General features: G+C 72.2%; 19 protein-coding genes and 1 tRNA gene. 13 read left to right on the forward strand and 7 right to left on the reverse strand.

What is annotated here, in order from left to right:
* Positions 1 to 251 precede the first annotated feature (251 nt).
* The 4 genes from ABIC61_RS09950 to ABIC61_RS09965 form a co-directional block, all read right to left on the reverse strand.
* Positions 252 to 2,336 (reverse strand): sigma-70 family RNA polymerase sigma factor, encoded by a 2,085-nt coding sequence (locus ABIC61_RS09950; RefSeq protein ID WP_354029771.1) that lies wholly within the window; start codon positions 2,334 to 2,336, stop codon positions 252 to 254.
* Between the two features lie 134 nt (positions 2,337 to 2,470).
* On the reverse strand, positions 2,471 to 3,115 hold the full coding sequence (locus ABIC61_RS09955; RefSeq protein ID WP_354029772.1) for a class F sortase: 645 nt from the start codon (positions 3,113 to 3,115) through the stop codon (positions 2,471 to 2,473).
* Positions 3,116 to 3,312: 197 nt separating this feature from the next.
* Positions 3,313 to 4,656, reverse strand: coding sequence for a hypothetical protein (locus ABIC61_RS09960; protein WP_354029773.1), 1,344 nt, complete (start codon positions 4,654 to 4,656; stop codon positions 3,313 to 3,315).
* A gap of 303 nt (positions 4,657 to 4,959) precedes the next feature.
* A tRNA-Leu gene (locus tag ABIC61_RS09965) sits at positions 4,960 to 5,045 on the reverse strand.
* 172 nt (positions 5,046 to 5,217) lie between these two features.
* Here ABIC61_RS09965 and ABIC61_RS09970 point away from each other — a divergent pair.
* The 3 genes from ABIC61_RS09970 (at position 5,218) to mshC (ending at position 8,667) form a co-directional block, all read left to right on the forward strand.
* Positions 5,218 to 6,534, forward strand: a complete 1,317-nt coding sequence (locus tag ABIC61_RS09970) for a M20/M25/M40 family metallo-hydrolase (RefSeq protein WP_354029774.1) — start codon at positions 5,218 to 5,220, stop codon at positions 6,532 to 6,534.
* Positions 6,535 to 6,595: 61 nt separating this feature from the next.
* Positions 6,596 to 7,426 carry an undecaprenyl-diphosphate phosphatase gene (locus ABIC61_RS09975; RefSeq protein WP_354029775.1) on the forward strand — a complete coding sequence of 277 codons (831 nt, stop codon included), beginning with the start codon at positions 6,596 to 6,598 and terminating at the stop codon, positions 7,424 to 7,426.
* Entirely contained in the window at positions 7,423 to 8,667 is a 1,245-nt protein-coding gene (mshC, locus tag ABIC61_RS09980) for a cysteine--1-D-myo-inosityl 2-amino-2-deoxy-alpha-D-glucopyranoside ligase (protein ID WP_354029776.1), read from the forward strand. Before ABIC61_RS09975 ends, mshC begins: the two co-directional genes overlap by 4 nt.
* Before the next feature lie 242 nt (positions 8,668 to 8,909).
* On the opposite strand, the gene ABIC61_RS09985 is transcribed toward mshC, so the two are convergent.
* Positions 8,910 to 9,839 carry a proteasome assembly chaperone family protein gene (locus ABIC61_RS09985; protein WP_079236073.1) on the reverse strand — a complete coding sequence of 310 codons (930 nt, stop codon included), beginning with the start codon at positions 9,837 to 9,839 and terminating at the stop codon, positions 8,910 to 8,912.
* A gap of 160 nt (positions 9,840 to 9,999) precedes the next feature.
* Here ABIC61_RS09985 and ABIC61_RS09990 point away from each other — a divergent pair, with 160 nt between their 5' ends.
* The 9 genes from ABIC61_RS09990 to ABIC61_RS10030 all read left to right on the forward strand — a co-directional run bounded on the left by ABIC61_RS09990 (position 10,000) and on the right by ABIC61_RS10030 (position 20,595).
* Positions 10,000 to 10,710 carry an HAD family hydrolase gene (locus ABIC61_RS09990; protein WP_354029777.1) on the forward strand — a complete coding sequence of 237 codons (711 nt, stop codon included), beginning with the start codon at positions 10,000 to 10,002 and terminating at the stop codon, positions 10,708 to 10,710.
* Positions 10,707 to 11,786, forward strand: coding sequence for a tRNA (adenine-N1)-methyltransferase (locus tag ABIC61_RS09995; protein ID WP_354029778.1), 1,080 nt, complete (start codon positions 10,707 to 10,709; stop codon positions 11,784 to 11,786). Before ABIC61_RS09990 ends, ABIC61_RS09995 begins: the two co-directional genes overlap by 4 nt.
* A 43-nt stretch (positions 11,787 to 11,829) precedes the next feature.
* On the forward strand, positions 11,830 to 12,759 hold the full coding sequence (locus ABIC61_RS10000) for an FKBP-type peptidyl-prolyl cis-trans isomerase (protein ID WP_144749794.1): 930 nt from the start codon (positions 11,830 to 11,832) through the stop codon (positions 12,757 to 12,759).
* A 71-nt stretch (positions 12,760 to 12,830) separates the two neighbouring features.
* Positions 12,831 to 13,853, forward strand: coding sequence for a helix-turn-helix transcriptional regulator (locus tag ABIC61_RS10005; RefSeq protein WP_354029779.1), 1,023 nt, complete (start codon positions 12,831 to 12,833; stop codon positions 13,851 to 13,853).
* Entirely contained in the window at positions 13,846 to 14,817 is a 972-nt protein-coding gene (locus tag ABIC61_RS10010; protein ID WP_354029780.1) for a helix-turn-helix transcriptional regulator, read from the forward strand. Before ABIC61_RS10005 ends, ABIC61_RS10010 begins: the two co-directional genes overlap by 8 nt.
* 495 nt (positions 14,818 to 15,312) lie before the next feature.
* On the forward strand, positions 15,313 to 16,065 hold the full coding sequence (gene tatC / locus ABIC61_RS10015; RefSeq protein WP_144750791.1) for a twin-arginine translocase subunit TatC: 753 nt from the start codon (positions 15,313 to 15,315) through the stop codon (positions 16,063 to 16,065).
* Positions 16,062 to 18,524: a DEAD/DEAH box helicase gene (locus ABIC61_RS10020; RefSeq protein ID WP_354029781.1), complete on the forward strand. Its 2,463-nt coding sequence runs from the start codon at positions 16,062 to 16,064 to the stop codon at positions 18,522 to 18,524. The genes tatC and ABIC61_RS10020 overlap by 4 nt, the downstream gene beginning before the upstream one ends.
* Before the next feature lie 11 nt (positions 18,525 to 18,535).
* A complete protein-coding gene (gene lnt / locus ABIC61_RS10025; protein WP_354029782.1) occupies positions 18,536 to 20,140 on the forward strand; it encodes an apolipoprotein N-acyltransferase in 1,605 nt (534 codons plus the stop codon).
* Between the two features lie 104 nt (positions 20,141 to 20,244).
* Positions 20,245 to 20,595, forward strand: coding sequence for an RNA polymerase-binding protein RbpA (locus ABIC61_RS10030; RefSeq protein WP_079236067.1), 351 nt, complete (start codon positions 20,245 to 20,247; stop codon positions 20,593 to 20,595).
* An 85-nt stretch (positions 20,596 to 20,680) separates the two neighbouring features.
* Here ABIC61_RS10030 and ABIC61_RS10035 read toward each other — a convergent pair whose 3' ends face one another.
* A complete protein-coding gene (locus ABIC61_RS10035) occupies positions 20,681 to 21,937 on the reverse strand; it encodes an SPFH domain-containing protein (protein WP_354029783.1) in 1,257 nt (418 codons plus the stop codon).
* Complete coding sequence (locus tag ABIC61_RS10040; protein ID WP_260852513.1) at positions 21,934 to 22,407, reverse strand: NfeD family protein; 474 nt, start codon at positions 22,405 to 22,407, stop codon at positions 21,934 to 21,936. The genes ABIC61_RS10035 and ABIC61_RS10040 overlap by 4 nt, the downstream gene beginning before the upstream one ends.
* A 155-nt stretch (positions 22,408 to 22,562) precedes the next feature.
* On the opposite strand from ABIC61_RS10040, the gene ABIC61_RS10045 reads away from it, so the two are divergent.
* Positions 22,563 to 23,327 carry an SDR family oxidoreductase gene (locus tag ABIC61_RS10045; RefSeq protein ID WP_354029784.1) on the forward strand — a complete coding sequence of 255 codons (765 nt, stop codon included), beginning with the start codon at positions 22,563 to 22,565 and terminating at the stop codon, positions 23,325 to 23,327.
* Positions 23,328 to 23,329: the final 2 nt, after the last annotated feature.

Below are 23,329 nucleotides of genomic sequence, written 5' to 3' on the forward strand. Positions count from 1 at the left end.
GTGGGCCCCCCCGCATGGGGGTGGGCCCCACCCTCCCCCCCCGTGCCCACCTGAGTGGGGCGCCCCCCGCCCCCCCCCCCCCGGGCGGGGGGGGGGGGGGGGGGGGCCCCGCGGCCCCCGCGCCTCCCGTCCGTCGTCCCGTCGCGCCGACGCGCGTGGTGCGGCAGACCGACTCCTCGGTGCCGCCGTGCAGGGCGAGGGGTGGTTCGAGGACGCTGCGAGTGCCCAGCGCTGGTTGCGGGATCGGCTCCTCAGTCCGCCACGGTGATCGTCACCGCGGCGGACTCGGTGGATGCGCCCGCATCGTCGCGGTAGCGCACCGTGATGGTGTGCCGACCCGGCGCCAGCCCGGCGTCCCCGCGTCGGATGTGCCCGCTGAACCGGCCACCGGTTCCGGTCGACACCGTGCCGACCAGCGCGCCGTCGACGGCGACCTCGACGTCGGTGTCCGCCCATCCGGTGATCGTGACCGGTAGCGGCCCGCCCGTCGCCGTGCTCTCGTCGGCGGGGTCGGCGATGGTCGGGACGAACGCGAAGTGGGCGCTGCTCGTCGCCGCGGAGGTGTTCCCGGCGGCGTCTCGCGCGGTGGCGCGGATCCCGGTGGCGGTCGGGGTGAGGCCGTCCACGGCGACGTGCCAGTGACCGTCGGCACCGGTGGTGGTCGACGCGGTGGCCGTGCTGCTCGTGCCGCGGACGACGGTGACGTCGATCGTGCTGCCGGCCTCGGCGGTGCCGGAGAACACCGGCGGGGTGGTGTCGGTGGGCCTCCAGGTCGCCGCGATCGTCGGCGCCGCCGGAGCCGTGGTGTCCACGGTGACCGTGACGACCACGGGGACCGAGGTGGCGTGGTCCGGTGTCGTCGCGGTGATGCTGACCCGTTCGACCCCGTCCTCGGAGAACCGCAGCGTGGTCCTCCAGGTGCCGTCGGACCCGGCGGTGGCCGAGGCGGTCAGGGTGCCGGCGCGCGCCTCGACGCGGCTGCCGGGCGCCGCCGTCCCGGTGAGCTCGACGGTCCGGCTGGCGACGAGCACCGTGTCCTGCGCCGGGACCGGGGGAGCGGAGCGCGGCGGCTGCGGGTCGACGCCACCGGTGGTCGAGGACGCGCCGGTCCCCGGTGACGTCGGGTTCGCGCGCGGTCCGTCGGTGGGGTCGTCGGGTGTCGCCCGCGCCCCGGCGGAGGAGTCCCCGAGGACCGTGTCGATGACGGGGGTCGGTGCGGTCGGGACCGTCGTCCGGGCACCGGATTCGTCGCGACCGGGCGACGGCAGGGGGCTCGGGTCGGCGACGTGGGCCGGGGCGGTGCGCTCCGCCGGTGCGGGGTCCGCACCTGGCGGCGCCGGGACGTCCGCGGCACCTGGTGCGCGCGCGTCGGCGGTGGACGTGCCGGTCGGGTGGTCGTCCGACGACGTGACGGCGAGCGCGACGACGGTCGTGACGACGACGAGCGCTGCGACCACGCCGACCAGCCCGGTCACCGGCAGGGGCGCCCGGCGAGCAGCGCCCGTCGTCGGGACCGAGCGGGCGGCCGACACGGCCGCCGCAGCGGGGGCGTCCGCGTGCAGCACCGCGTGGCCGACGCCCAGGCCGACCACCGGCGGGAGGAGTGCCGCCGCGATCCGTCCGGCGAGTCGGCGGGCGTCCTCGAGCACCGGCGGGCAGTGCACGCAGTCGCGGATGTGCGCCTCGAACCGGCGACGGTCGCGCGCCGTGATCGTGCCCGCTTCGTAGGCGCCGAACGCGGCCAGTTGCCGGCGGCACTCGTCGGGCAGGCCGTCCGTCGCGAGGTGTTCCTGGACCCAGGCCGCGCGGAGCGCCCGCCGTGCGCGGAACGCCAGGGACGAGACGGCGCCGGGCTGGAGGTCGACCAGCGGGGCGACGTGCCGAGGTCGCAGTCCCTCGACCTCGGTGTACCAGAGCACGCTCTGCCACCGTTCGGGCAGGGTGCTGAACGCTCGTCCCAGTGCCGTGCGATCGGCGGCGCGGGCCATCTCCGTCGCCGCGTCAGCGCCGGAGTCCTCGAAGGCGTCGAAGTCGACGTCCGCGTCCGTGTGGCGAGCGCGTCGGCGGAACTCGGTGTTGGCGACGTTGCGGATGACCGTGTAGAGGTAGGGGCGGAACAGTTCGTCCGGGCCGGCCCCGCGTTCGATCGCGCCGACGACGTTCGTGAAGGCCTCGGACACGACGTCCTCGGCGTCCGAGGAACCCACGAGTCCGGTCGCGTGCCGGACGGCGGCGCGGTGGTGCCGGCTCCACAGCGCTGCCACCGCCGACCGGTCGCCGTCACGCGTCGACCGGATCAGTGCAGCGTCACTGCCTGGCTCAGGGGCACCGCGCACGTCGTTCTCCTCCTCGTCCTGTCTGCACCGGCTGGGCGGTGCAGACCATCAGAACACACCGCTCTCGGATGCGAGGAGTCCGTGTCGGACGTTTCATCACGCGACCCCGGCGGATCCGACCGGCGGGGACGGTGTCACGCCCGTGTGGCCGTGATCACGAGGTTCTGCGTCGACGGCGAGCCGTCCGGGCGTTCGAGGCAGGTGATGAGGAGCAGCCGGTCGGGGACGGTGGCCCACACGTCGGCGTCGTCGGCGATGCGGTCCTTGTCCACCAGGGTCGAGCCGGTCACCGTGTACGCCACGCCGGCGACCGTGACCGTGGCGCCGGCCGCGACCCGACTCCGACCCCGATCGACGTCCGTCAGGAAGTTCCCCGGTGCGGTACCGCCGCCCCGCAGCGAGTGCATCACCACGACCACGGTGCCCGACGCGGCGTCCTCGGGAGCGACCCCGACGTCGCGGACCAGGTACGCCGACCGGAACCCCGGCGGCGTGATCCTGCCGCGCACGGCGTCGAGTGCACCGAGGGGGACGTCGAGGTGCACGGACGGGACTGCGAGGCGTCCGGACCCGCTGGACGTCGCTCGGGCGCCGGGAGCGCTCGCGACGGGTGCCTCGAGCCGGACAGGGTCGCCGTGCATGTCGCGCGCGGTGCCTGGCACCGTCGAGTTCGGCGCGGTCACCACCCCGCCGACCCCGAGGCCGAGCATCGTCACCGCGCTCGCGGCGGCGAGGACGAGCAGGAGTGAGGACGGTCGTCGACCGGATCGGACGTGCACGGTGTCTCCTCGAGTGGTCGGTCGTGGTCGCGGCAGGTGCCGCGCTGCATGTGCGGACCGGTGGGCGCTTCGGGTGCTGCCCACCGGCCCGCGCGCCGGGTCGTCGTTCGGGCGACGGACCCGGCTGGGCTCCGCCCGACGCAGGGTCGCCGAGCGGAGCGGTCGGGGGCCGCGGCACCGGGTGCCGCGGCGACGGGTCACGGTCGCGTTCGAGCGCGCGTCCGGGCGGCCCACGCTCCGAGGACGAGCAACAGGGTCAGGCCGCCGCTGCCGAGGAGCGCGACGGACCACCAGGGCGCCGTGCTGTCGGACGTCGTCCCTCCGGTGTCGACGGCCGCGCCGATCGCCGTGGGCACCGGCGACTCGGTCCCCTCGCCCGCCGTCGACGCACCCGGTGTCACCGGCGCCTGGGGGGTCGGCTCGGCGGTCGGGGTCGGAGCGACCGTCGCCGGAGCCGTCGGGGTCGGGGTCGGCTCGACCGTCGCCGGAGCCGTCGGAGTCGGGGTCGGCGTGCTCGTCGGTGCCGTCCCGGACCCCGAGGCGCCACCACCCTGGTGCACGACCGTGCCGCTGACCGAGGAGTCGTCGTCGCCGTCGATGCTGATCGTGGCCGTGTTCGTGTAGCGGCCCGCCAGGCCACCGTCGGTGACCCGCGTGGCGAAGTGGACGTCGTAGAAGTACCCCTGGCGCGCGGTGAACGTGACGCTCCGGGCTGTGCTGGCGTAGTCCTCCCGTGGCGCCGGCGCCCATCCGGTGAGCCCTTCTCGCCCGTCGTCCCAGGTGGTCGTCTGGTCCGTCTGCCAGAGCGTGGCGAAGGGGTACCCGCGGAAGCTGGTGACGAGTTCCTGGTCGGGCCCGGGTGTGTCGGTGACCGTGATGCGCTGACCGCCCCGCATGCCGTCCGCACCAGAACCGATCGCCACGGTCCACTCGACCACGCCCGCGGCGGCGTCGTAGCTGCCCCACTTGCCGCTCGTCCGGCCGGTGAACGTGCAGTCCACGGTGCACGTCCCGGCTCCGGTGCCGGGCTGTGCGGGTTCGACGGTGGTCGTCACGGCGGTCCCACCGACCTGGTAGGTCGTCGGGGTGGCGGAGTCGGTGATGGTCTCGACGGTGACCCAGAACGAGAACGATCCGTGCAGGTCGTTCGGGTGCGCGGCGACGTAGGCGCTGTCGACGGCGCAGTCGAGCTGGGTCGAGGACACGGTGCACCGCCCCATCGCGGAGCCGTCCGGTGCGAGCAGGGGGAACCCGTCGGAGCGGCCCTGGAGCTCGGGCGGCAGGTCCACCACGAAGCCGGCCGGGGTGGCGGGGGAGTCCGGCAGGGACCACGCGCCGGAGAGTTCGGCGGCGCTGCCGGACGTGACGGTCTGGGACGTGAAGCGGAGACCGTCGATCGTCGCGTTCGTGGTGTAGTCGGCGGAGGCGGACGCGGGGGCCGCGGCGCTGATGCCGGCGGCGATGGCGGCCAGGGCGGCGATCCCGGCCGCGAGGAGGACGGATCCGCGTCGGTCGCGGGGTCGGGCAGGGTGGTGGTGCATTCGGGCTCTCGGGTTCCTACGGCAGCCAGGCCCGCGGCACCGAGCGGGGACGTGGCCGTCGACTCGGGTCGTCGGGTTGCGGTGCCGAAGGTGAGAGTCCGCCCTCCCCGTTTCGTCACGCGCCCGCCGTGAGCCCAGCGAACCGGCACCCACTTGCCGGACGCACCCCGTACCCGCCGTGAGCGCAGCGAACTGGCGCGGTCGAGGCGGTGACGCCCCGAGCGAAGCGACGGCGGCACTCGCCGGGAGGGCACAACAGGAAATGCCCCCGGGCCGAAAGGCCAGGGGGCATCCCATTTGATGTGTCCGAGGGGGGACTTGAACCCCCACGCCCTAATACGGGCACTAGCACCTCAAGCTAGCGCGTCTACCAATTCCGCCACCCGGACAGGTGTTCCTTCACTTGTCGGCCGTCGTTCCGGGCTGTTTCCCCGGCGATCCTGCCGAGAGAAGACACTAGCACGGGTCTGAACGCCCGATGAACACGGCGGCGCATCCCGGGCGCGTCCTGCTGTGACGTCCGACGCAGGGCCCGTCGGCGCGCACCGGTAGCGTTGGGGCATGACGAACCCGGAGGCCACGCTGACCGACCTCGAGGCCACCGCGGCGATCGCCCGTGACCTCATCCGCATCGACACGACGAACTGGGGCGAGGGGAAGTCCCGCGGCGAGACCGAGGCGGCGCACTACGTCGAGGCGAAGTTGCAGGCGCTCGGGCTCGAGCCGCAGCTGTTCGAGTCGGAGCCGGACCGGGTGAGCGTCGTGGCGCGGGTGCCGGGGCGCAACCGTGACAAGCCCGCGCTGGTCGTGCACGGACACCTCGACGTGGTGCCGGCGGACCCGGCGAACTGGTCGGTCGACCCGTTCGGTGGCGAGGTCAAGGACGGCATGCTCTGGGGTCGTGGTGCGGTCGACATGAAGAACATGGACGCGATGATGCTGACGTCCCTGGCTGACGTCATCGAGCAGCAGGGTGCTCCGGAGCGCGACCTCGTGATCGCGTACTTCGCCGACGAGGAAGCCGGCGGGGTCCTCGGGTCGCACCACGTCGTCGAGCACCACCCCGAGGTCTTCGCGGGTGCCAGCGCGGCGATCAGCGAGGTCGGTGGGTACTCGATCACGCTCGGCGATCGTCGGGCGTACCTGTTGCAGACCGGCGAGAAGGCCCTGATGTGGATCAAGCTCGTCGCGAAGGGCACGGCGGCGCACGGTTCGCACGTGATCCGCGACAACGCGGTGACGAAGCTCGCGGCGGCGGTCGCCCGCATCGGCAGCGAGGAGTGGCCGGTCCGCCTGTCGGCGACGACGGACGCGATGGTGGCCGAGGTCGCCCGGTTCCTCGGGGTGGACCCGACGGTGACCGGTCCGGACGAGGTCGCACTGGCGACGGGCTCGGCCTCGCGGTTCATCCACGCGGCGCTGCACACGACCTCGAACCCGACGGTGCTGAACGCCGGGTACAAGCACAACGTCATCCCGGACCAGGCCGAGGCGCTCGTCGACATCCGCTGCCTGCCGGGCGACGAGGAGTCGGTGCTCGCCCGCGTGCGGGAGCTCGCCGGCGACGACGTCGAGGTCGTGATGTCCTTCCGCGACATCGGGCTGGAGCAGGACTTCGGCGGTCCGCTGGTCGACGCTGTGCGGGACGTCCTCGGTCGGCACGACCCGGGTGCTCCGGTGCTGCCGTACCTGCTGTCGGGCGGGACGGACAACAAGGCATTGTCGACGCTCGGGATCGCGGGCTACGGCTTCGTGCCGCTGCAGCTGCCGGCCGGGGTGGACTTCCCCGCGATGTTCCACGGGGTCGACGAGCGCGTGCCGCTGGACTCGCTCGCGTTCGGGCGTCGTGTCCTCGGGGACCTACTCGCCACGTACTGATATTGTTGATGGTCGCCATCGTGGCGGTGTTCTGACCGACCTCCTGTGAAAGGCCCGCACGATGCACATCCTCGAGGCGATCTTCCTCGGCTTCGTCCAGGGGCTCACCGAGTTCCTGCCCGTCTCGTCGAGCGCCCACCTCCGGATCGTGGGGCTGTTCCTGCCCGACGCGAAGGACCCCGGTGCCGCCTTCACCGCGGTCACCCAGCTCGGCACCGAGACGGCCGTCCTGATCTACTTCTGGAAGGACATCACGCGGATCATCGGGCGCTGGTTCCGTTCGGTGTTCCGACGCGACGTCCCGAAGGGCGACCCCGACGTCCGCCTGGGCTGGCTCGTGATCCTCGGGACGATCCCGATCGGGATCGCGGGGCTCGTGCTGAAGGACTCCATCGAGACCACGTTCCGGTCGCTCTGGATCGTGGCGATCGTCCTCATCGTGTTCGGCATCGTGCTCGGGGTCCTCGACGTCGTCGGCAAGAAGGTCCGGCGGATCGAGCACATGACGTTCGGTGGCGGCATCCTGATCGGCCTCGCGCAGATGCTCGCCCTCGTGCCCGGTGTCTCGCGGTCGGGTGCAACGGTCTCGATGGGCCTCGCGCTCGGCTACACCCGTCCGGCCGCCGCGCGCTTCGCGTTCCTGCTGGCCGTGCCCGCGGTGTTCCTGTCCGGCCTGTACGAGGCCGCGACGAGCCTCGGGGACACCGGAGCACCGTTCGGCATCGCGGACACGCTGATCGCGACGGTGGTGGCGTTCGTCGTCGGCTTCGTGGTGATCGCGGCCTTCATGAACTACATCAGCAAGCGCAGCTTCATGCCGTTCGTCGTCTACCGCATCGCACTCGGTATCGTTCTCCTCGTGTTGTTGTCGCTCGGAGTGATCCAGCCGTGAGGGCCTGGCAGGTCCCGTCCGTCCCCGAAGTCCCCGGTTCCGCGCCCCGACCCGTCGTGCACGACACGGCGACCGGCAAGCCCGTCGACCCGACCGGCGGCGAGGAACGCGCCGCGCTCTACGTGTGCGGCATCACCCCGTACGACGCCACCCACCTCGGGCACGCGGCGACCTACCTGGCGTTCGACACGCTCGGCCGGGTCTGGCGCGACGCGGGGCTCGAGGTCGAGTACGCGCAGAACACCACCGACGTCGACGACCCGCTGCTCGAGCGTGCAGCGCGCGACGGTGTCGACTGGCGCGAACTCGCCGCGTCGCAGATCGACCTGTTCCGCCGGGACATGGAAGCGCTGCGCATCCTGCCGCCGGACGACTACGTGGCCGTCACCGACGAGGTCGAGCGGGTCGCCGAGGCGGTCGCCTTCCTGCAGGAGACCGGGTACGCCTACGACGTCCCCACCGCGGACTCGGAGGGCGAGGACGTCTACTTCGACGTCAACCGTCCGACCGAGGCCTGGTCCCTCGGTGACGAGAGCGGCCTCGACCGCGAGACGATGCTCCGCCTGGCCGGAGAGCGTGGCGGCGACCCGGACCGCCCCGGCAAGCGCGACCCGCTGGACCCACTGCTCTGGCGCGCTGCCCGCGCAGGGGAGCCGAGCTGGGACACCGTCCTCGGCGCCGGACGCCCGGGCTGGCACATCGAGTGCAGCGTCATCGCCGGCGACCGCCTCGGGTTGCCGATCAGCGTGCAGGGCGGCGGCAGCGACCTCGTCTTCCCGCACCACGAGATGAGCGCCGGGCACGCCGCCGCGCTCGCGCACCAGCCGCTCGCGCACGCCTACGTGCACACCGGGATGATCGCCTACCAGGGCGAGAAGATCTCGAAGTCGCTCGGCAACCTCGTCACCGTGCGAGGGCTGCTGGACGGCGGCGCCGACCCGCGGGCGATCCGGCTCGCACTGCTGTCGCACAAGTACTCCGACGACTGGGAGTGGTTCGACTCCGAACTCGCCAGTGCCGTGACCCGACTGGCGACCTGGGACGCCTGGGCGTCCGGTGCCGACGCCGGGCACGCGGACGACGCCGCCGAGGTGGTCGCGCGGGTTCGTGGCCGCGTCGCGGACGACCTCGACACGCCCGGTGCGGTCGCGGCCGTCGACACGGCGATCGCCGGCGGCACCGCGGTGACGCCGGAGCTCGTCGACCTGGTCGACGCCCTGCTCGGCATCCGCCTTGCCTGACGCGCCCGGGCCCGTGCGCGAGGTCGCACGACGCGCCACGAGCGTGCCGCCGAGGTCGCACGACGTGCCGCGCGGACGGCACGCGGACGGCAGTTTTCGCGACCTCGCGTGGCGCCCCGCGCCCGACGCGATCCCCTGACGGACTGGAGGCGGGGGGGGCGCCGGGGCCCCCCCCCCCCCCGGCGGGGGGGGGGGGGGGGGCCCGGGGCCCCCCCCGCCTCCAGTCCGTCGACGGGACGGGTCTACTGCGGCGGCTGCGGCGGACGGAACCCCTCGCCGCCGGCCGTGCCGCCGTCCTTGCCGTCCTTGCGCTCCCGACGGCGCAGGTACTGCTCGAACTCCTGCGCGATGGCGTCACCGGACGCCTCGGGCGAGTCGACCGTGTCACGGGCCTGCTCGAGCTGGCCGATGTAGGACGCCATGTCCTCGTCGTCGGCCGCGAGGGCGTCGATGCCCTCCTCCCACTCGGTCGCGTCGTCGAGCAGCGAACCGCGCGGCACGGTGACGTCGGTGAGCTCCTCGATCTTGTCGAGCAGCGAGAGGGTGGCCTTGGGCGACGGTGAGTTGTGCACGTAGTGCGGCACCGATGCCCAGAGCGACAGCGTGGTCAGGCCGGCCTTGTCCATCGCGTCTGCGAGCACCCCGAGGATGCCCGTCGGTCCCTCGTACGACGAGCGGTCGACGTCGAACGCGGCACGCACGCCGGCGTTCTCGCTCGACACGAACACCGAGATCGGCCGGGTGTGCGGGACGTCGGCGAGCATCGCGCCGACGAAGACCACGGCGTCGATGGAGTAGACGTCGGCGAGGTCGATGATCTCGGCGCAGAACCCCCGCCAGGTGCGTGAGGGCTCCGGGCCGACGAGGACGAAGACGTCGCGCTCGGTGGGGGATCCCGTCGCGCCGATCACGGGCCGTCCCTCGGCGCCGGGGCCGTGCAGGACGATCCGGGGCCACTGGACGCCGCGCCCGCCGTTCTCGTCGGTGCCGACGTTCGGACGGTTGAACTGGTAGTCGACGTACCGCTCACCGTCGAGCTCGCGCAGCTCGTCGAGTTCGAGCGACTCGACGATGCGCCTGGCGAGACCGCTCGCCGCTTCTCCGGCGTCGTTCCAGCCCTCGAACGCGACGACGAGCAGTCGTCCGTCGCTGAAGGGGGAGTGCTGTGGCACGGACGGGACCTCCTGGTGGTGGAGCGGGGCGGGAGCGGCGCAGGCCGCACTCGGCCGGACACGATTCAGGCAACAAGGATAGGGCCGCTGGCGTTCCCCGCGCCCGCCCGTCCGCGCTGAGCGGAAAGCGCGTCGGACCGCCCCGGTAGACTCGTCGCCCGTGACCGCCCAGCATCCCGACCGAGTCCTGCCCGCAGCCGTGCTGTGGGACATGGACGGCACGATCATCGACACCGAGCCGATCTGGCAGCAGTCCCAGGTGGAGCTCACCGACCGCTACGGCGTCGTCTGGACCCACGAGGACGGTCTGGCCCTGGTGGGCAGCGGCCTCGAGCGCTCGGGGGAGATCCTCCGCGACAAGGGCGTCGACATGGAGGTCGAGGAGATCATCCAGTGGATGACCGAGTACGTCATGGTGCGACTGCGCGACGCCGAACTGCCCTGGCGTCCGGGCGCGCGTGAGCTCATCGAGGGACTGCACGCCCGTGGCATCCCCACCGCCCTCGTGACGATGTCCCGTCGCAAGATGGCCCTCGTCGCGGCCGAGGCCCTGGGGGACCGTGGCTTCCGGGTCGTCGTCGCCGGTGACGACGTCGAGCGTCCGAAGCCCTTCCCGGACGCGTACCTGTCCGCCGCCGCGCAGCTCGGGGTGGACGCCACGGCCTGCGTCGCGATCGAGGACTCCGCGACGGGCGTCGCCTCGGCCGTCGCGTCCGGTGCCGTCACGGTGGCCGTCGAGCACATCGTCCCGCTCCCGGACATCACCGGTGGCGACGTGCACCTCACCACCCTCGCCGGCGTGGGAGTCGACCGCCTGGTCGAGCTGACCGGCCCGGCACTCGCCGCCCGCACCCAGGAGGTCGCGCGATGACCGACGCCGTCCCGAACCCCGCCGACCCGACCGGCCTCACCGACGCCCTGCCGCACACCGCCGGCGGTGCACCGCACACCCCGCCGCGCGGGCCGTTCCGTGCCGGTGACCGTGTCCAGTTGACCGGTCCGAAGGGCAAGCTGACGACGCTCTCGCTCGAGGTCGCCGGCGAGTACCACACCCACCGCGGCGTGCTCCGGCACGACGACGTCATCGGCCAGCCGGACGGCTCGGTCATCCGGGCGAGCACCGGCGACGAGTACCTCGCGCTGCGTCCGCTCCTCAACGACTACGTCATGTCGATGCCCCGCGGCGCGGCGATCGTCTACCCGAAGGACGCCGCCCAGATCGTCGCCTTCGCCGACGTGTTCCCCGGCGCCCGCGTGGTCGAGGCCGGCGTCGGCTCCGGTGCGCTCTCCCTGTTCCTGCTGCGTGCGATCGGCCCGACCGGTCAGCTGCAGTCCTTCGAGCGTCGCGAGGAGTTCGCCGCGATCGCCCGGGGCAACGTCGGCACGTTCCTCGGTGCCGTCCCGGACAACTGGTCGGTGACCGTCGGGGACCTCGTCGAGGAACTGCCCGGTGCCACCGAGCCGCAGAGCATCGACCGCGTCGTGCTCGACATGCTCGCGCCGTGGGAGTGCGTCGCCGCCGCCGCCGACGCCCTCGTGCCCGGCGGACTCATCGTCTGCTACGTCGCGACGGTCACGCAGCTGTCCCGCACGGCCGAGGCGCTCCGCGACACCGGCCGCTTCACCGACCCGCAGTCGAGCGAGACCCTCGTCCGCACCTGGCACGTCGAGGGCCTCGCCGTCCGACCGGACCACCGCATGGTCGGGCACACCGGGTTCCTCGTCACCGCGCGCCGTCTGGCCGACGGTGTCGTGCTGCCGAACCTGAAGCGTCGCGCAGGCAAGGTCGAGTTCTCCGACGAGGACATCGAGGCCTGGACCCCCGGTGCCGTGGGCGAGCGGTCGGCCAGTGACAAGAAGCTCCGCAAGGTCGCACGCCAGGCCGCCGCTCAGGCCCGCAAGGTCGCAGCGGCCGAGGCGGACGGCGCTGCTGAGAGCGACCGGTAGGCTACGCGACGTGCCCGTCCTGCATCGAACGGAAAGAGGGTCCGTGCGCACCATCCCCGCACTCCTGGTCACCATCGGCCTCGCCGCAGCGCTCACCGGCTGCGCGTCCAGCGGGGCCGGCACGACGCCGTCGAGCTGTGCCGCTCCCGGTGCCGCGTCCGAGGCGGTGACCGCCACCGGTTCGTTCGGCAAGGAGCCGAAGGTCTCCGTCCCGAGCGGCCTCACCACGAAGGGGACGCAGGTCTCCGTGCTGCGGACCGGCGACGGGCGCGAGGTCGAGGACGGCACCCCCGTCGTCATCGAGTACACCCTGGTCGACGGCGCCACGGGTGAGGTCGCGCAGACCAGCGGCTACTCCGGGCAGACCGCCCCGATCACCGCCGGCGCCGACAACTACGGTGCCCTCGGTGCCGCACTCGAGTGCGCGCACGTCGGCGACCGCCTGGCCGTCGCCCTGCCGAAGAGCGCCCTGAGCTCCGGTTCCACCGGCGACACCGGCACGAGCTCCAAGAAGACCGAGGACGCCGTCATCGCCGTCATCGACGTCAAGAAGGCCTTCGACGCCCGCGCCACCGGGACGCCGCAGCTCGCGGGCGACAAGATGCCCGCCGTGGTGCTCGCCCCGTCCGGTGCCCCCGGCATCACGATCCCGTCGTGGAAGGCGCCGTCCTCCGACGAGACCCACCTGCTCCGCAAGGGCTCCGGTGCCGAGCTGACCGCGAAGGACACCGCGCTCATCAAGTACACCGCCGTCACGTGGGGAACCGACGGCGCGGACGCCACCGTCGCCGGCTCCAGCTGGACCGACGGCTCGGGCGCGCAGACCGTGCCGCTCGCCAAGGGCCAGGTCGCCGAGGGCGTCCGGAACGCCATCGTCGGACACCGCGTCGGCGACCAGGTGCTCGCGATCGTGCACCAGCAGGGCACCGCGTACGCGTACGTGATCGACGTCCTCGGGAAGATCTCGAGCTGACCCCTCTCGACCGTCCACTGACCGCGGCGCGGGTGCACTTCGGTGCACCCGCGCTGCCGTAGGATCGGCTCGTGCCAGCGACCCGTGTGCCCCGTGTGCCTGCCGAGGAACGGCTGTTCAGCCTGGTGCTCGCGCTGCTCTCGACGGAGTCCGGGCTGACGAAGTCCGAAATCCTCGCGAACGTGCAGGGCTACCGCCAGCGGTTCACGACCGGCGGCGACAACGCCTCGCTGGAGCGCCAGTTCGAGCGCGACAAGGACGACGTCCGCGAGCTCGGCATCCCGCTCGAGACGATCGAGACCCCGGGTGCGGCGGGCAACAACCAGACGCTGCGGTACCGGATCCCGAAGGGCGAGTACGACCTGCCCGTCGACGTCCGCTTCACGCCGGACGAGTCCGCGCTACTGTCGCTCGCGGCGATGGCCTGGCGCGAGGGTGCGCTCTCCGCCGACTCCCGCCGGGGGCTCCTCAAGGTGCGTTCCGCCGGGTCGGAGGACGACGAGGGCGTCGGCGCGCTCGGCGTCGACGCCTACGCCCCGCGCCTCCGGGCGCGCGACGTCGCGTTCGAGCCGCTCCGCGCGGCACTCGACCGCGCGGCGGCCGTCCGGTTCGACTACATCACGCCCGGCCAGCACGAGGCCCGACGGCGTCAGGTGGCACCCCTCGCGCTGGTCCAGCACGGCGGCCGGTGGATGCTCGCGGCGCACGAGTTCGCCAGCGGCTCCGACAAGAACTACCTGCTGTCGCGGATCGTCGGGCCGGTCACCCCGTACGAGGTCGGGCAGCACCCGGCCCCCGCCGGCGCCGGGGAGCGCACGCTCACCGAGCTCGAGCGCATCTGGGCGTCCCGCACCGCGCGGATCCGGGTCGCGCCGGGGTCGGACGCCGAACGACGCCTCGCGCGCCGCCGGGACACCGAGACCGACGACGCCGGTGTGCTCGTGCTGCACCACGTCGACCCGCAGATCCTGGCCGAGGAACTCGCAGCGTTCGGACCGGAAGTCCAGGTCCTCGAGCCTGCCGACCTGCGCGACCGCGTGACCTCGCGTCTCCACGCACTCGTCGCCGACCACGAAGGGACGGACCGTGGCTGAGCAGCAACCGCTCCAGGCGCAGGACAAGCTGGCGTTCCTGCTGGCCCTCGTCCCGTACCTCATCGACCGGGAACGCGTCTCCGTGGCCGAGGCCGCCCGGCACTTCGGCGTGCCCGAGACCCGGATCCGCCGCGCCGTCGAGCTCATCGCGGTGTCCGGTGTCCCCGGCGAAACGATGCAGTACCAGCACGGCGACCTGTTCGACATCGCCTGGGACGACTTCGACCAGAACGACATGATCGTCCTGACGAACCTCGTCGCGATCGACGACTCCCCGCGGCTCTCCGCCCGCGAGGCCTCGGCCCTCATCGCCGGCCTGCAGTACCTGTCGGCGCTGCCCGAGGCCGCCGACCGCGATGCGATCCGCGCCCTGATGGCGAAGCTGTCCCGCGGTGCCGGGGGAGCGGCGGCGAACGTCGCCGTCGGGCAGGACCTGCACGACGTCGCCCTCGCCACGATCCGCCGTGCCATGGCCGACGGCCGGGGTCTCGCGTTCGAGTACGCCGGTCCGCGCACCCAGGGCAGCATCCGTCGGGTCGACCCCCTGCGCGTCGAGTCCATCGACACCGACTGGTACCTCCGCGCGTGGGACCTCGACCGGCAGGCGCTCCGGACCTTCCGACTCGACCGGATGTCCGCGGTCCGGGTCGACGACCGCGCGGTGGAGAAGTCCACCGACGACGTCGTGATCCCCGACACGCTGTTCCAGCAGGCCGCCGAAGACGTCATCGTCACCGTCGAGCTCGACTCGTCGTCGTTGCCGCTCGTCGCGGACTTCCTCGCCGACACCGCCGACGCGCCCGACGACGACGGACGGGTGCGCATCCGGCTCGCGGCGTCGAACGGGTTCGACGGCGTGGTGCGCCTGGTCGCCGGCCTGCCCGGTCGTGCGGTCGTGCTCGACCCGCCGGCGGCGCGCGCCGCCGTCCGCGACTTCGCAGCCGCAGCCCTCGCCGCGTACTGAGGCGCGGCCGCGCCGCGGCGGCCCGCGCCGGCCTGCGCCGTCCCGCCCCGGTTCGGGCGTACTTGGTTGAAACGGGCGTACCTGGTCGGTTCTTCCGACCAGATACGCCCGTTCCCGCTTGCCATCGCACGCGTTCTGGGAAGGACCGGTCGGGCGTGCGCCCCGCGCCCGGCGCGACCCGGCGACGGCCTGGAGGCACGGTGCCAGCCCGCCCCGCGCCTCCCGTCCGGAACCGGGCATGCCTCGCGCAATCGGGCGTACCTGGCCGAATCGGGCGTACCTGGTCCTCCGTTCCGACCAGGTACGCCCGTTCCCGCTTGTCATCGCAGGCGTTCTGGGAAGAATCGGACCGCGCCGCGCGTGCCGCCTGTGCGAACGCACGCCCCCGCGGCGGACTGTCGGCCCCGTTCCCGTAGGATCGTGCACATGGCTTCGACGACCGCGCGCGGGCGAGCGAGGCGGACCGGGCGTCCGACGAAGGACACCGACGGCCGCATGTCGCTCGGGCAGCACCTCATCGAGCTGCGCAACCGCCTGTTCAAGGCCGTGATCGCGGTGGCGGTGTGCGCCGTGGGCGGGTGGTTCCTCACCCCGTTCGTGCTCGACTCGCTGCGGTCTCCGGTCGCGCAGCTCGCCAAGGTCGGCGGGCACACGGCCGAGCTGAACTTCCCGATGATCACGGGCGCGTTCGACCTGAAGCTGCAGATCGCGATCACGATCGGCATCATCATCTCCAGCCCGGTCTGGCTCTACCAGATCTGGGCGTTCATCGTTCCGGCACTGGTCCGGCGCGAGAAGCAGTACGTGTTCGGCTTCCTCGGCACCGCGATCCCGCTGTTCTTCGCGGGGTGCTGGTTCGGGTGGTACATCCTGCCGCACGTGGTCGGGATCCTCGGCAGCTTCGTGTCGAGCCAGGACACCTCGATCGTCGACGCGAAGGCCTACTACGACTTCGTCATCAAGCTCATCGTGGCCGTCGGCATCGCGTTCGTGCTGCCGGTGTTCCTCGTGCTGCTGAACTTCGTCGGCGTGCTGTCGGCGAGCTCGATCATCAAGTCGTGGCGGATCGCGATCCTCTGCATCCTGGTCTTCTGCGCGATCGTCACGCCGAGCGCCGACGTCATCTCGATGTTCCTGCTCGCCGTCCCGATGATCGTGCTCTACGTCGCGGCCTGCTTCGTGACGTGGCTGCACGACCGCCGGGTCGCGAAGCGCCAGGCGAAGCTCGACGAAGAGTACGGACTGTGAGTCCCAGCAAGCAGCAGGACGCCGCCGGACCGAGCGCCGCCGAGCGGTTCGCGGCGGCGAAGGTGCGGAACCGCTCGCGCAACCTCGAACTCTTCCGCGCGGACCTGCGGTTCGACCTCGACCCGTTCCAGTTCGCCGCGTGCGACGCGCTCGATCAGGGGCGCAGTGTCCTCGTGGCCGCGCCGACCGGTGCCGGCAAGACCATCGTCGCCGAGTTCGCGATCTGGCTGGCGATGCGCCAGCCCACGGCGAAGGTGTTCTACACGACGCCGATGAAGGCGCTGAGCAACCAGAAGTACGCCGAGCTGGTGGACGTCTACGGCGAGTCCGAGGTGGGGCTGCTCACCGGCGACACGAACGTGAACCCTCGGGCCCGTGTGGTCGTGATGACCACCGAGGTGCTCCGCAACATGATCTACGCGGACTCCGACCTGCTCGACGACCTCGCCTGGGTCGTCCTCGACGAGGTCCACTACCTGGCCGACCGCTTCCGTGGCGCGGTGTGGGAAGAGGTGATCCTGCACCTCCCGACCGAGGTCCGGCTGGTCTCCCTCAGCGCCACCGTGTCGAACGCCGAGGAGTTCGGTGACTGGCTGCAGACCGTCCGCGGCGACACCGACGTCATCGTGTCCGAGGACCGTCCGGTCCCGCTCGAGCAGCACGTGCTCGTCGGATCGAAGATGGTCGACCTGTTCGACTCCAGCGGCGCCGCGGCGACCAACCGGGTGAACCCCGAGCTCCTGCGCCTCGTCGGCGGAGCGGCCCGCAGCGAGCGGCACGGCGGCGGACACCGGGGCGGCCGGGGTCGTGGTGGGTACCACGACCATCGTGGTCCGCGCACCGAGAAGCTGCACCGCGAGCGGATCGCGCACATGCTCGACGAGCGGATGCTCCTGCCCGCGATCTTCTTCGTGTTCAGCCGCAACGGCTGCGACCAGGGCGTCCGGAACGTCCTGCGCTCGGGGCTGTCCCTGACGACGGCACCGGAGCGCAACGAGATCCGTGAGACCGCGGAGTACCACTGCCGGACCCTCCTCGACGAGGACCTCGCCGTCCTCGGCTACTGGGAGTGGCTCGAGGGCCTCGAGCGCGGCGTCGCGGCACACCACGCCGGGCTCCTGCCGGCGTTCAAGGAGGTCGTCGAGGACCTGTTCCAGCGCAAGCTCCTCAAGGTCGTGTTCGCGACGGAGACCCTGGCGCTCGGCGTGAACATGCCCGCGCGGACGGTCGTGCTCGAGAAGCTCGAGAAGTTCAACGGCGAGGCCCGGGTGCCGATCACGCCGGGGGAGTACACCCAGCTCACCGGTCGTGCCGGCCGTCGTGGGATCGACGTCGAGGGGCACTCGGTCATCCAGTGGTCCGACGGCCTCGACCCGCAGGCCGTGGCGTCGCTGGCGAGCCGACGGACCTACCCGCTCAACTCCTCGTTCAAGCCGACGTACAACATGGCCGTGAACCTCATCGACCAGTTCGGCCGGCAGCGCACGCGCGAGGTCCTCGAGACCTCGTTCGCGCAGTTCCAGGCAGACCGCTCGGTGGTCGACCTCGCCCGCAAGGTGCGGTCGCAGCAGGAGTCGCTCGACGGCTACCAGCAGGCGATGCAGTGCCACCTCGGCGACTTCACCGAGTACGCAGCCCTGCGCCGTGAACTCTCCGACCTCGAGCGGACGAACGTGCCCGGCGGCCGCGAAGCCTCGCACGGTGCCCGGGCCGAGCGGCAGGCGGCGATCACCGACGTCCGACGCCGGATGCAGCGCCACCCCTGCCACGCCTGCCCCGACCGCGAGGCCCACGCCCGCTGGTCCGAGCGCTGGTACAAGCTGAAGCGAGCCAACGACAAGCTCGTCCAGCAGATCCGCTCCCGCACGGGTGCGGTCGCCACGACGTTCGACCGTGTCACCGACGTGCTCCTGCAGCTCGGGTACCTCGTGCCCACCGGCGACGGCGAGGCGACGGTCGCCGCTGGAGGTCGCCGGCTGCAGCGCATCTACGGCGAGCGGGACCTCCTCGTCGCCGAGTGCCTCGAGGCCGGGGTCTGGAAGGACCTCACGCCCGCACAGCTCGCCGCGATGGCAGCCACGATCGTGTACCAGCCCCGACGCGAGGACGCGCCCGGCACCGAACACGCCCTGCCCCGGGGAGCGTTCCGTCCGGCGCTCGACGAGACCCTGACGATCTGGTCCCGCCTCGACGACATCGAGCGCGACGCCCGGCTCGCGGGCTCCCAGCCGCCCACCCCGGCGGCCGCGGTCGGCATGTTCCGGTGGGCGTCCGGCTCCGCGCTCGACGACGTCCTGCGGACGCTCGACCTGCCCGCGGGCGACTTCGTGCGCTGGTCGAAGCAGGTCATCGACCTCCTCGACCAGATCCGCAACGCGGGCAACGAGGACCTCGCCCAGACCGCCCGGCGGGCGACGGACGCGGTGCGCCGCGGCATCGTCGCCTACGCAGCGGTCTGACGGGAGGCACGGTGCAGCTCCTCGACACCACTGCGCGTCCGGCGCGCGGTCACCTCCAGACCCCGCAGGTCCGGGCCGCGCGTGGACCGTTCGACGCACTCCCGCTCGCGCAGGCGTTCCCGCTCGCGGTGATCGGCGGGGTGCTGTTCGCGCTGTCGTTCCCGTCGCCGGGTTGGTGGTTCCTCGCCTACCCGGCCCTCGCGTGCATGCTGCTCGCCGCGATGGGGCAGCGCGCGCGGCGCGCCGCCTGGCTCGGCTACGTCGTCGGCGCGGCCTTCTACGTCCCGGCCATCTCGTGGGCGGGCCGCTACCTCGGGCCGGTCCCGTGGTTCGCGCTCGCCTTGTTCGAAGCCGTGTTCTTCGCGCTCGGCAGCGTGGCGATCGCGCTCGCGTACCGCTGGGTCGCCCGGGTGGTGCCGTCGACCGCCGGACGCGTGTGGGGCCTCCCGGCCGTCGTCGCCGCACTCTGGACCGGACGCGAGTGGTTCTCGGGGAGCTGGCCCTACGGCGGCTTCGCCTGGGGGCGCGTCGGGCTGTCGCAGTCCGAGAGTCCGTTCGCGCACCTGGCCGCGTACGTCGGCGTCCTCGGAGTGACGTTCGTCGTCGTCTACTGCGTCGCCGTGGTGCTCTCGCTCGCACTCGTCGTGCCGCGCGGCCCCGGTGTCGGCGTCCGTGTGCCGATGCGGATCGCGACGGCCGGGCTCCTCGTCGCCGCGGTCCTCGCCGTGCCCGCGTGGCCGACCGCCACGAGCGGGTCGATCCGCATCGAGTCCGTCCAGGGGAACGGTCCCGCCGGATACTTCGACCGCGCGGCCCCGGGCGAGGTGCTCGAGTCGCAGGTGACCGCGACCGACGTCGACGCGAAGCGCGTCGACTTCGTGGTGTGGCCGGAGGCCTCCGCCGAGTTCGACCCCCGGCAGCAGCCCGTCATCGCCTCGGCACTCGACTCGGTCGTCGACTCCGTCGGGGCACCGATCGTCGCCGGCGCCATCACGCAGACCCCCTCGGGCGTGCTGCACAACACGTCCTTCGTGTGGACGGCCGACGGGTGGCAGTCGTCCTACGACAAGAAGCGTCCGGTGCCGTTCGGCGAGTACGTGCCCGACCGCTGGTTCTTCTCGAAGCTCGCGCCGTCGCTCATCGGGCTGCTGCAGCGCGACTACACGCCGGGCACGAAGCCGAACGTGCTGTCGGTCGCCGGGGTCAAGGCGGGCATCGCGATCTGCTTCGACATCGTCGACGACGGGCTCACCCGCGACATGGCGCGCGGGGGAGCGCAGGTGATCCTCGCACAGACGAACAACGCGGACTTCTCGGGCACCGACGAGAACCTGCAGCAGCTCGAGATCGCCCGGATGCGGGCCATCGAGACCGGACGCTCGCTCGTCAACATCTCGACCGTCGGGGCGTCGCAGGTCATCGACCCGAGCGGCCGCACGATCGACCGGGTCCCGGAGTACACGGCGACGTCGATGATCACCGACGTGCCCCTCGGGACCTCGACGACCCCGGCGACGGTGGCCTCCGGATCGATCGCGCTCCTGCTCTCGCTCGGCGGGCTGCTCACCCTGCTCGCCTGCGCCCCCTGGGGCTCGCGGATCCGCCGTCGATCCTGAGCGCCGCGCCCTCCCACTGGGAACGGACTGTGAATGCGCCGGTCCGGGAGTGATCCCACGTGGGACAGTGTTGGAGAGGGCAGACGAGCGAGAGGAGCACACACATGGCTGATCGGAGTCTCCGCGGCATGCGGCTCGGGAGTCAGAGCCTCCAGAGCGAGGAGGGCGTCGAGCTCTCCGACCGCAAGCGCGCGGTCTACCAGACCGATTCGGGTGAGACGTTCGACATCGTCTTCTCGGCGGACGCAGACGTGCCCCAGACCTGGTCGGAGCCACGCTCCGGTCGCGAAGGTCGCCTTCTCGGTGACGACGGCATCCCCGTCGAGGTCGCCGAGGAGGACGTGAAGGCCCCCAGGACCCACTGGGACATGCTGCTCGAGCGCCGGTCGCGCGAAGAGCTCGAGGAACTCCTGCAGGAGCGCCTGCAGTTCCTCCGCGCACGACGTGGCGCCTGACACCACCTGACACACGACGACGCCCGCCCCGGTCATCCGGGGCGGGCGTCGTCGTGTGCGGCGTCGCGTGCGGGGGAGGCCTGCGTCAGCGGCGGCCCGACCCGTCGCTCGTGCGGTGGCCGGACGCGTCGTCGGCCTGCGGTGCGCCGGCGTCGGTCTGCGCCGCGGCGTCGGTCGGCGCGGCGGCGTCGGTCTGCGCGGCGGCTCCGTCGAGCTGCTGCGCGGCTTCGTCGTCGGCGGCGGCGAGGTGCGCGTCGACGCTGCGGTTCGACTCCGCCAGACGCTGGTCGAGCTCGGACTCCGGCACGATGTCCGCGGCGGTGGCATCGGCGCGCGGTGCCGCAGCGGCAGCAGCGTCGGCCGAGGCGGTGTTCGCCAGGCTCTCGTTCGCGAGCTTCGAGATGCGCGACAGGAAGTCGCCACCGCCGGCACCCGCGACGGGACCGCTCCCGGTGCGACCGCCGGAGAAGCCCTTCGCGATTCCGGAGAGCGCCTCGGTGAACTCGCTCGGGATCATCCAGAGCTTGTTCGCGGTGCCCTCGGCGATCTTCGGCAGCATCTGCAGGTACTGGTACGAGAGCAGCTTGTCGTCCGGGTCGCCCGTGTGGATCGCGTCGAACACGGTCGCGATGGCGGAGGCTTCACCCTCGGCACGGAGGACCTGGGCCTTCGCATCACCCTCGGCGGCGAGGATGGCGGCCTGCCGCTGGCCCTCGGCCTCGAGGATCTGGGACTGCTTGGTGCCCTCGGCCTGCAGGATCGCCGCACGACGGCTCCGCTCGGCACGCAGCTGCTGCTCCATGGCGTCCTGGATGGACACGGGCGGCTCGATCGCCTTGAGCTCGACCCGGCCGACGCGGATGCCCCACTTGCCGGTGGCCTCGTCGAGGACGACGCGCAGCTGGCCGTTGATGTTGTCGCGGCTGGTCAGGGCCTCCTCGAGGTTCAGGCCACCGACCACGTTGCGGAGCGTGGTCGTCGTGAGCTGCTCGACGGCACCGAGGTAGTTCGCGATCTCGTAGGTCGCGGCACGGGCGTCGGTGACCTGGAAGTAGACGACGGTGTCGATGGACACGACGAGGTTGTCCTCGGTGATCACCGGCTGCGGCGGGAACGAGACGACCTGCTCGCGCATGTCCAGCAGCGGGCGGAGACGGTCGATGAACGGCACCAGAAGGTTCAACCCAGGATTGAGGGTCTTGTGGTACTTCCCGAGTCGTTCGACGATCCCGGCGGTCGCCTGCGGCACGATCCGGATCGCGCGGGACAGGACGACGATCACGAAGATGACGACGACCAGGATGAGGACGAGCAGTGCGATCGTCCCGGCTGAGATGGTCACGAGGTGGCCCTTTCTCCGAGGCGGACGACAGCGGTCGACCCCTCGATCGACTCGACGACCACAGGGGTCCCGAGCGGCGGTGTTCGGTCGGTGGAGTCGGCGGCGATGCGGGCGCTCCAGGTCTCGCCGTTCGCCAGGCGGACCTGGCCGGGGGCGGACGAGGTGAAGGCCACGGCGACGGTGCCGCGCAGCCCGATGAGCCCCTCGACGTTGGTGCGGTGCGGGTCGGCGTTGCGGCCGAGCGCGGTCAGCAGGCGCGGGCGAACGAGCGAGAGCAGCACCAGTGCGACGACGGCCGCGATGATGGCCGAGAGCCACCACGGTGCGCCGAGGAGCGCGGCGATCAACCCACCGGCGGCACCGGCCGCGAGCATGATGAAGATGAAGTCGAGGGTGAACACCTCGACCACGCCCAGCAAGAGCACCAGGCCGATCCAGACGACCGTCTGGATCCAATCGATTCCGTTCACGCGATCTCCCTCCCTCGGTCGCGCGCGGCGGCTCGCAGCGTCGCGACGGCCGGTCCAACTCCGTTCAACATATCAGCACGGGGCTGCGGACGCCCAGGCGGTTGGTAGGCTCGACGGCGGCCGACCCGCCGGAACGCAACCTGGAGAACACGACTGTGAGCAACCCCCTCGCCCCCGGATCCCTCGCCGACACACGCGCCCTCGTCACGGGGTCGTCCCGCGGCATCGGTGCCGACACCGTCGCGTACCTGGCCGAGGCCGGCGCCAAGGTCGTCGTGAACTACCGCAACAAGGCCAAGCGCGCCGAGCAGATCGCCGAGAAGATCGTCGCCGGCGGTGGCTCGGCCCTGGCGGTCGGCGCCGACCTGACCGACCACGACTCCGTCCAGGCGATGGTCGACACCGTCGTGCAGGAGTGGGGCGGCATCGACCTCCTCGTCCTGAACGCCTCCGGCGGCATGGAGTCCGGCCTCGGCGAGGACTACGCGCTGCGCCTCAACCGCGACGCCCAGGTCGACATGCTGCAGACCGCCGTCCCGCACATGCCCGCCGGTTCCCGCGTCGTGTTCGTCACGAGCCACCAGGCGCACTTCGTCGAGACCGCGGAGACGATGGACGAGTACGTCCCGGTCGCGAAGAGCAAGCGCGCCGGTGAGCTCGCCCTCCGCGAGCTCATCCCGCAGCTCGAGGCCGCCGACATCGAGTTCGTCGTCGTCTCCGGCGACATGATCGAGGGCACGATCACCGCCACGCTCCTGAACCGCCTGAACCCCGGCGCCATCGAGGGTCGTCGGCAGGAGGTCGGCAAGCTCTACAGCGTGTCCGAGTTCGCGGCCGAGATTGCCGCGGCCGCCGTCGAGCCGATCCCGGCGGACCACACCAAGCTCGTCGGCGACGTCAGCGGCTTCACCGCCTCGTAGCG

Origin of the sequence: Curtobacterium sp. 1544 (assembly GCF_040544915.1) — a bacterium.
GTDB lineage: Bacteria > Actinomycetota > Actinomycetes > Actinomycetales > Microbacteriaceae > Curtobacterium > Curtobacterium pusillum_C.

Excerpts from the sequence above, each read along its gene's own strand:
- ABIC61_RS09960 (WP_354029773.1), bottom strand. The coding sequence starts at position 4,656 with ATGCACCACCACCCTGCCCGACCCCGCGACCGACGCGGATCCGTCCTC.
- ABIC61_RS09970 (WP_354029774.1), top strand. The coding sequence starts at position 5,218 with ATGACGAACCCGGAGGCCACGCTGACCGACCTCGAGGCCACCGCGGCG.
- ABIC61_RS09975 (WP_354029775.1), top strand. The coding sequence starts at position 6,596 with ATGCACATCCTCGAGGCGATCTTCCTCGGCTTCGTCCAGGGGCTCACC.
- ABIC61_RS09995 (WP_354029778.1), top strand. The coding sequence starts at position 10,707 with ATGACCGACGCCGTCCCGAACCCCGCCGACCCGACCGGCCTCACCGAC.
- tatC (WP_144750791.1), top strand. The coding sequence starts at position 15,313 with ATGTCGCTCGGGCAGCACCTCATCGAGCTGCGCAACCGCCTGTTCAAG.
- ABIC61_RS10030 (WP_079236067.1), top strand. The coding sequence starts at position 20,245 with ATGGCTGATCGGAGTCTCCGCGGCATGCGGCTCGGGAGTCAGAGCCTC.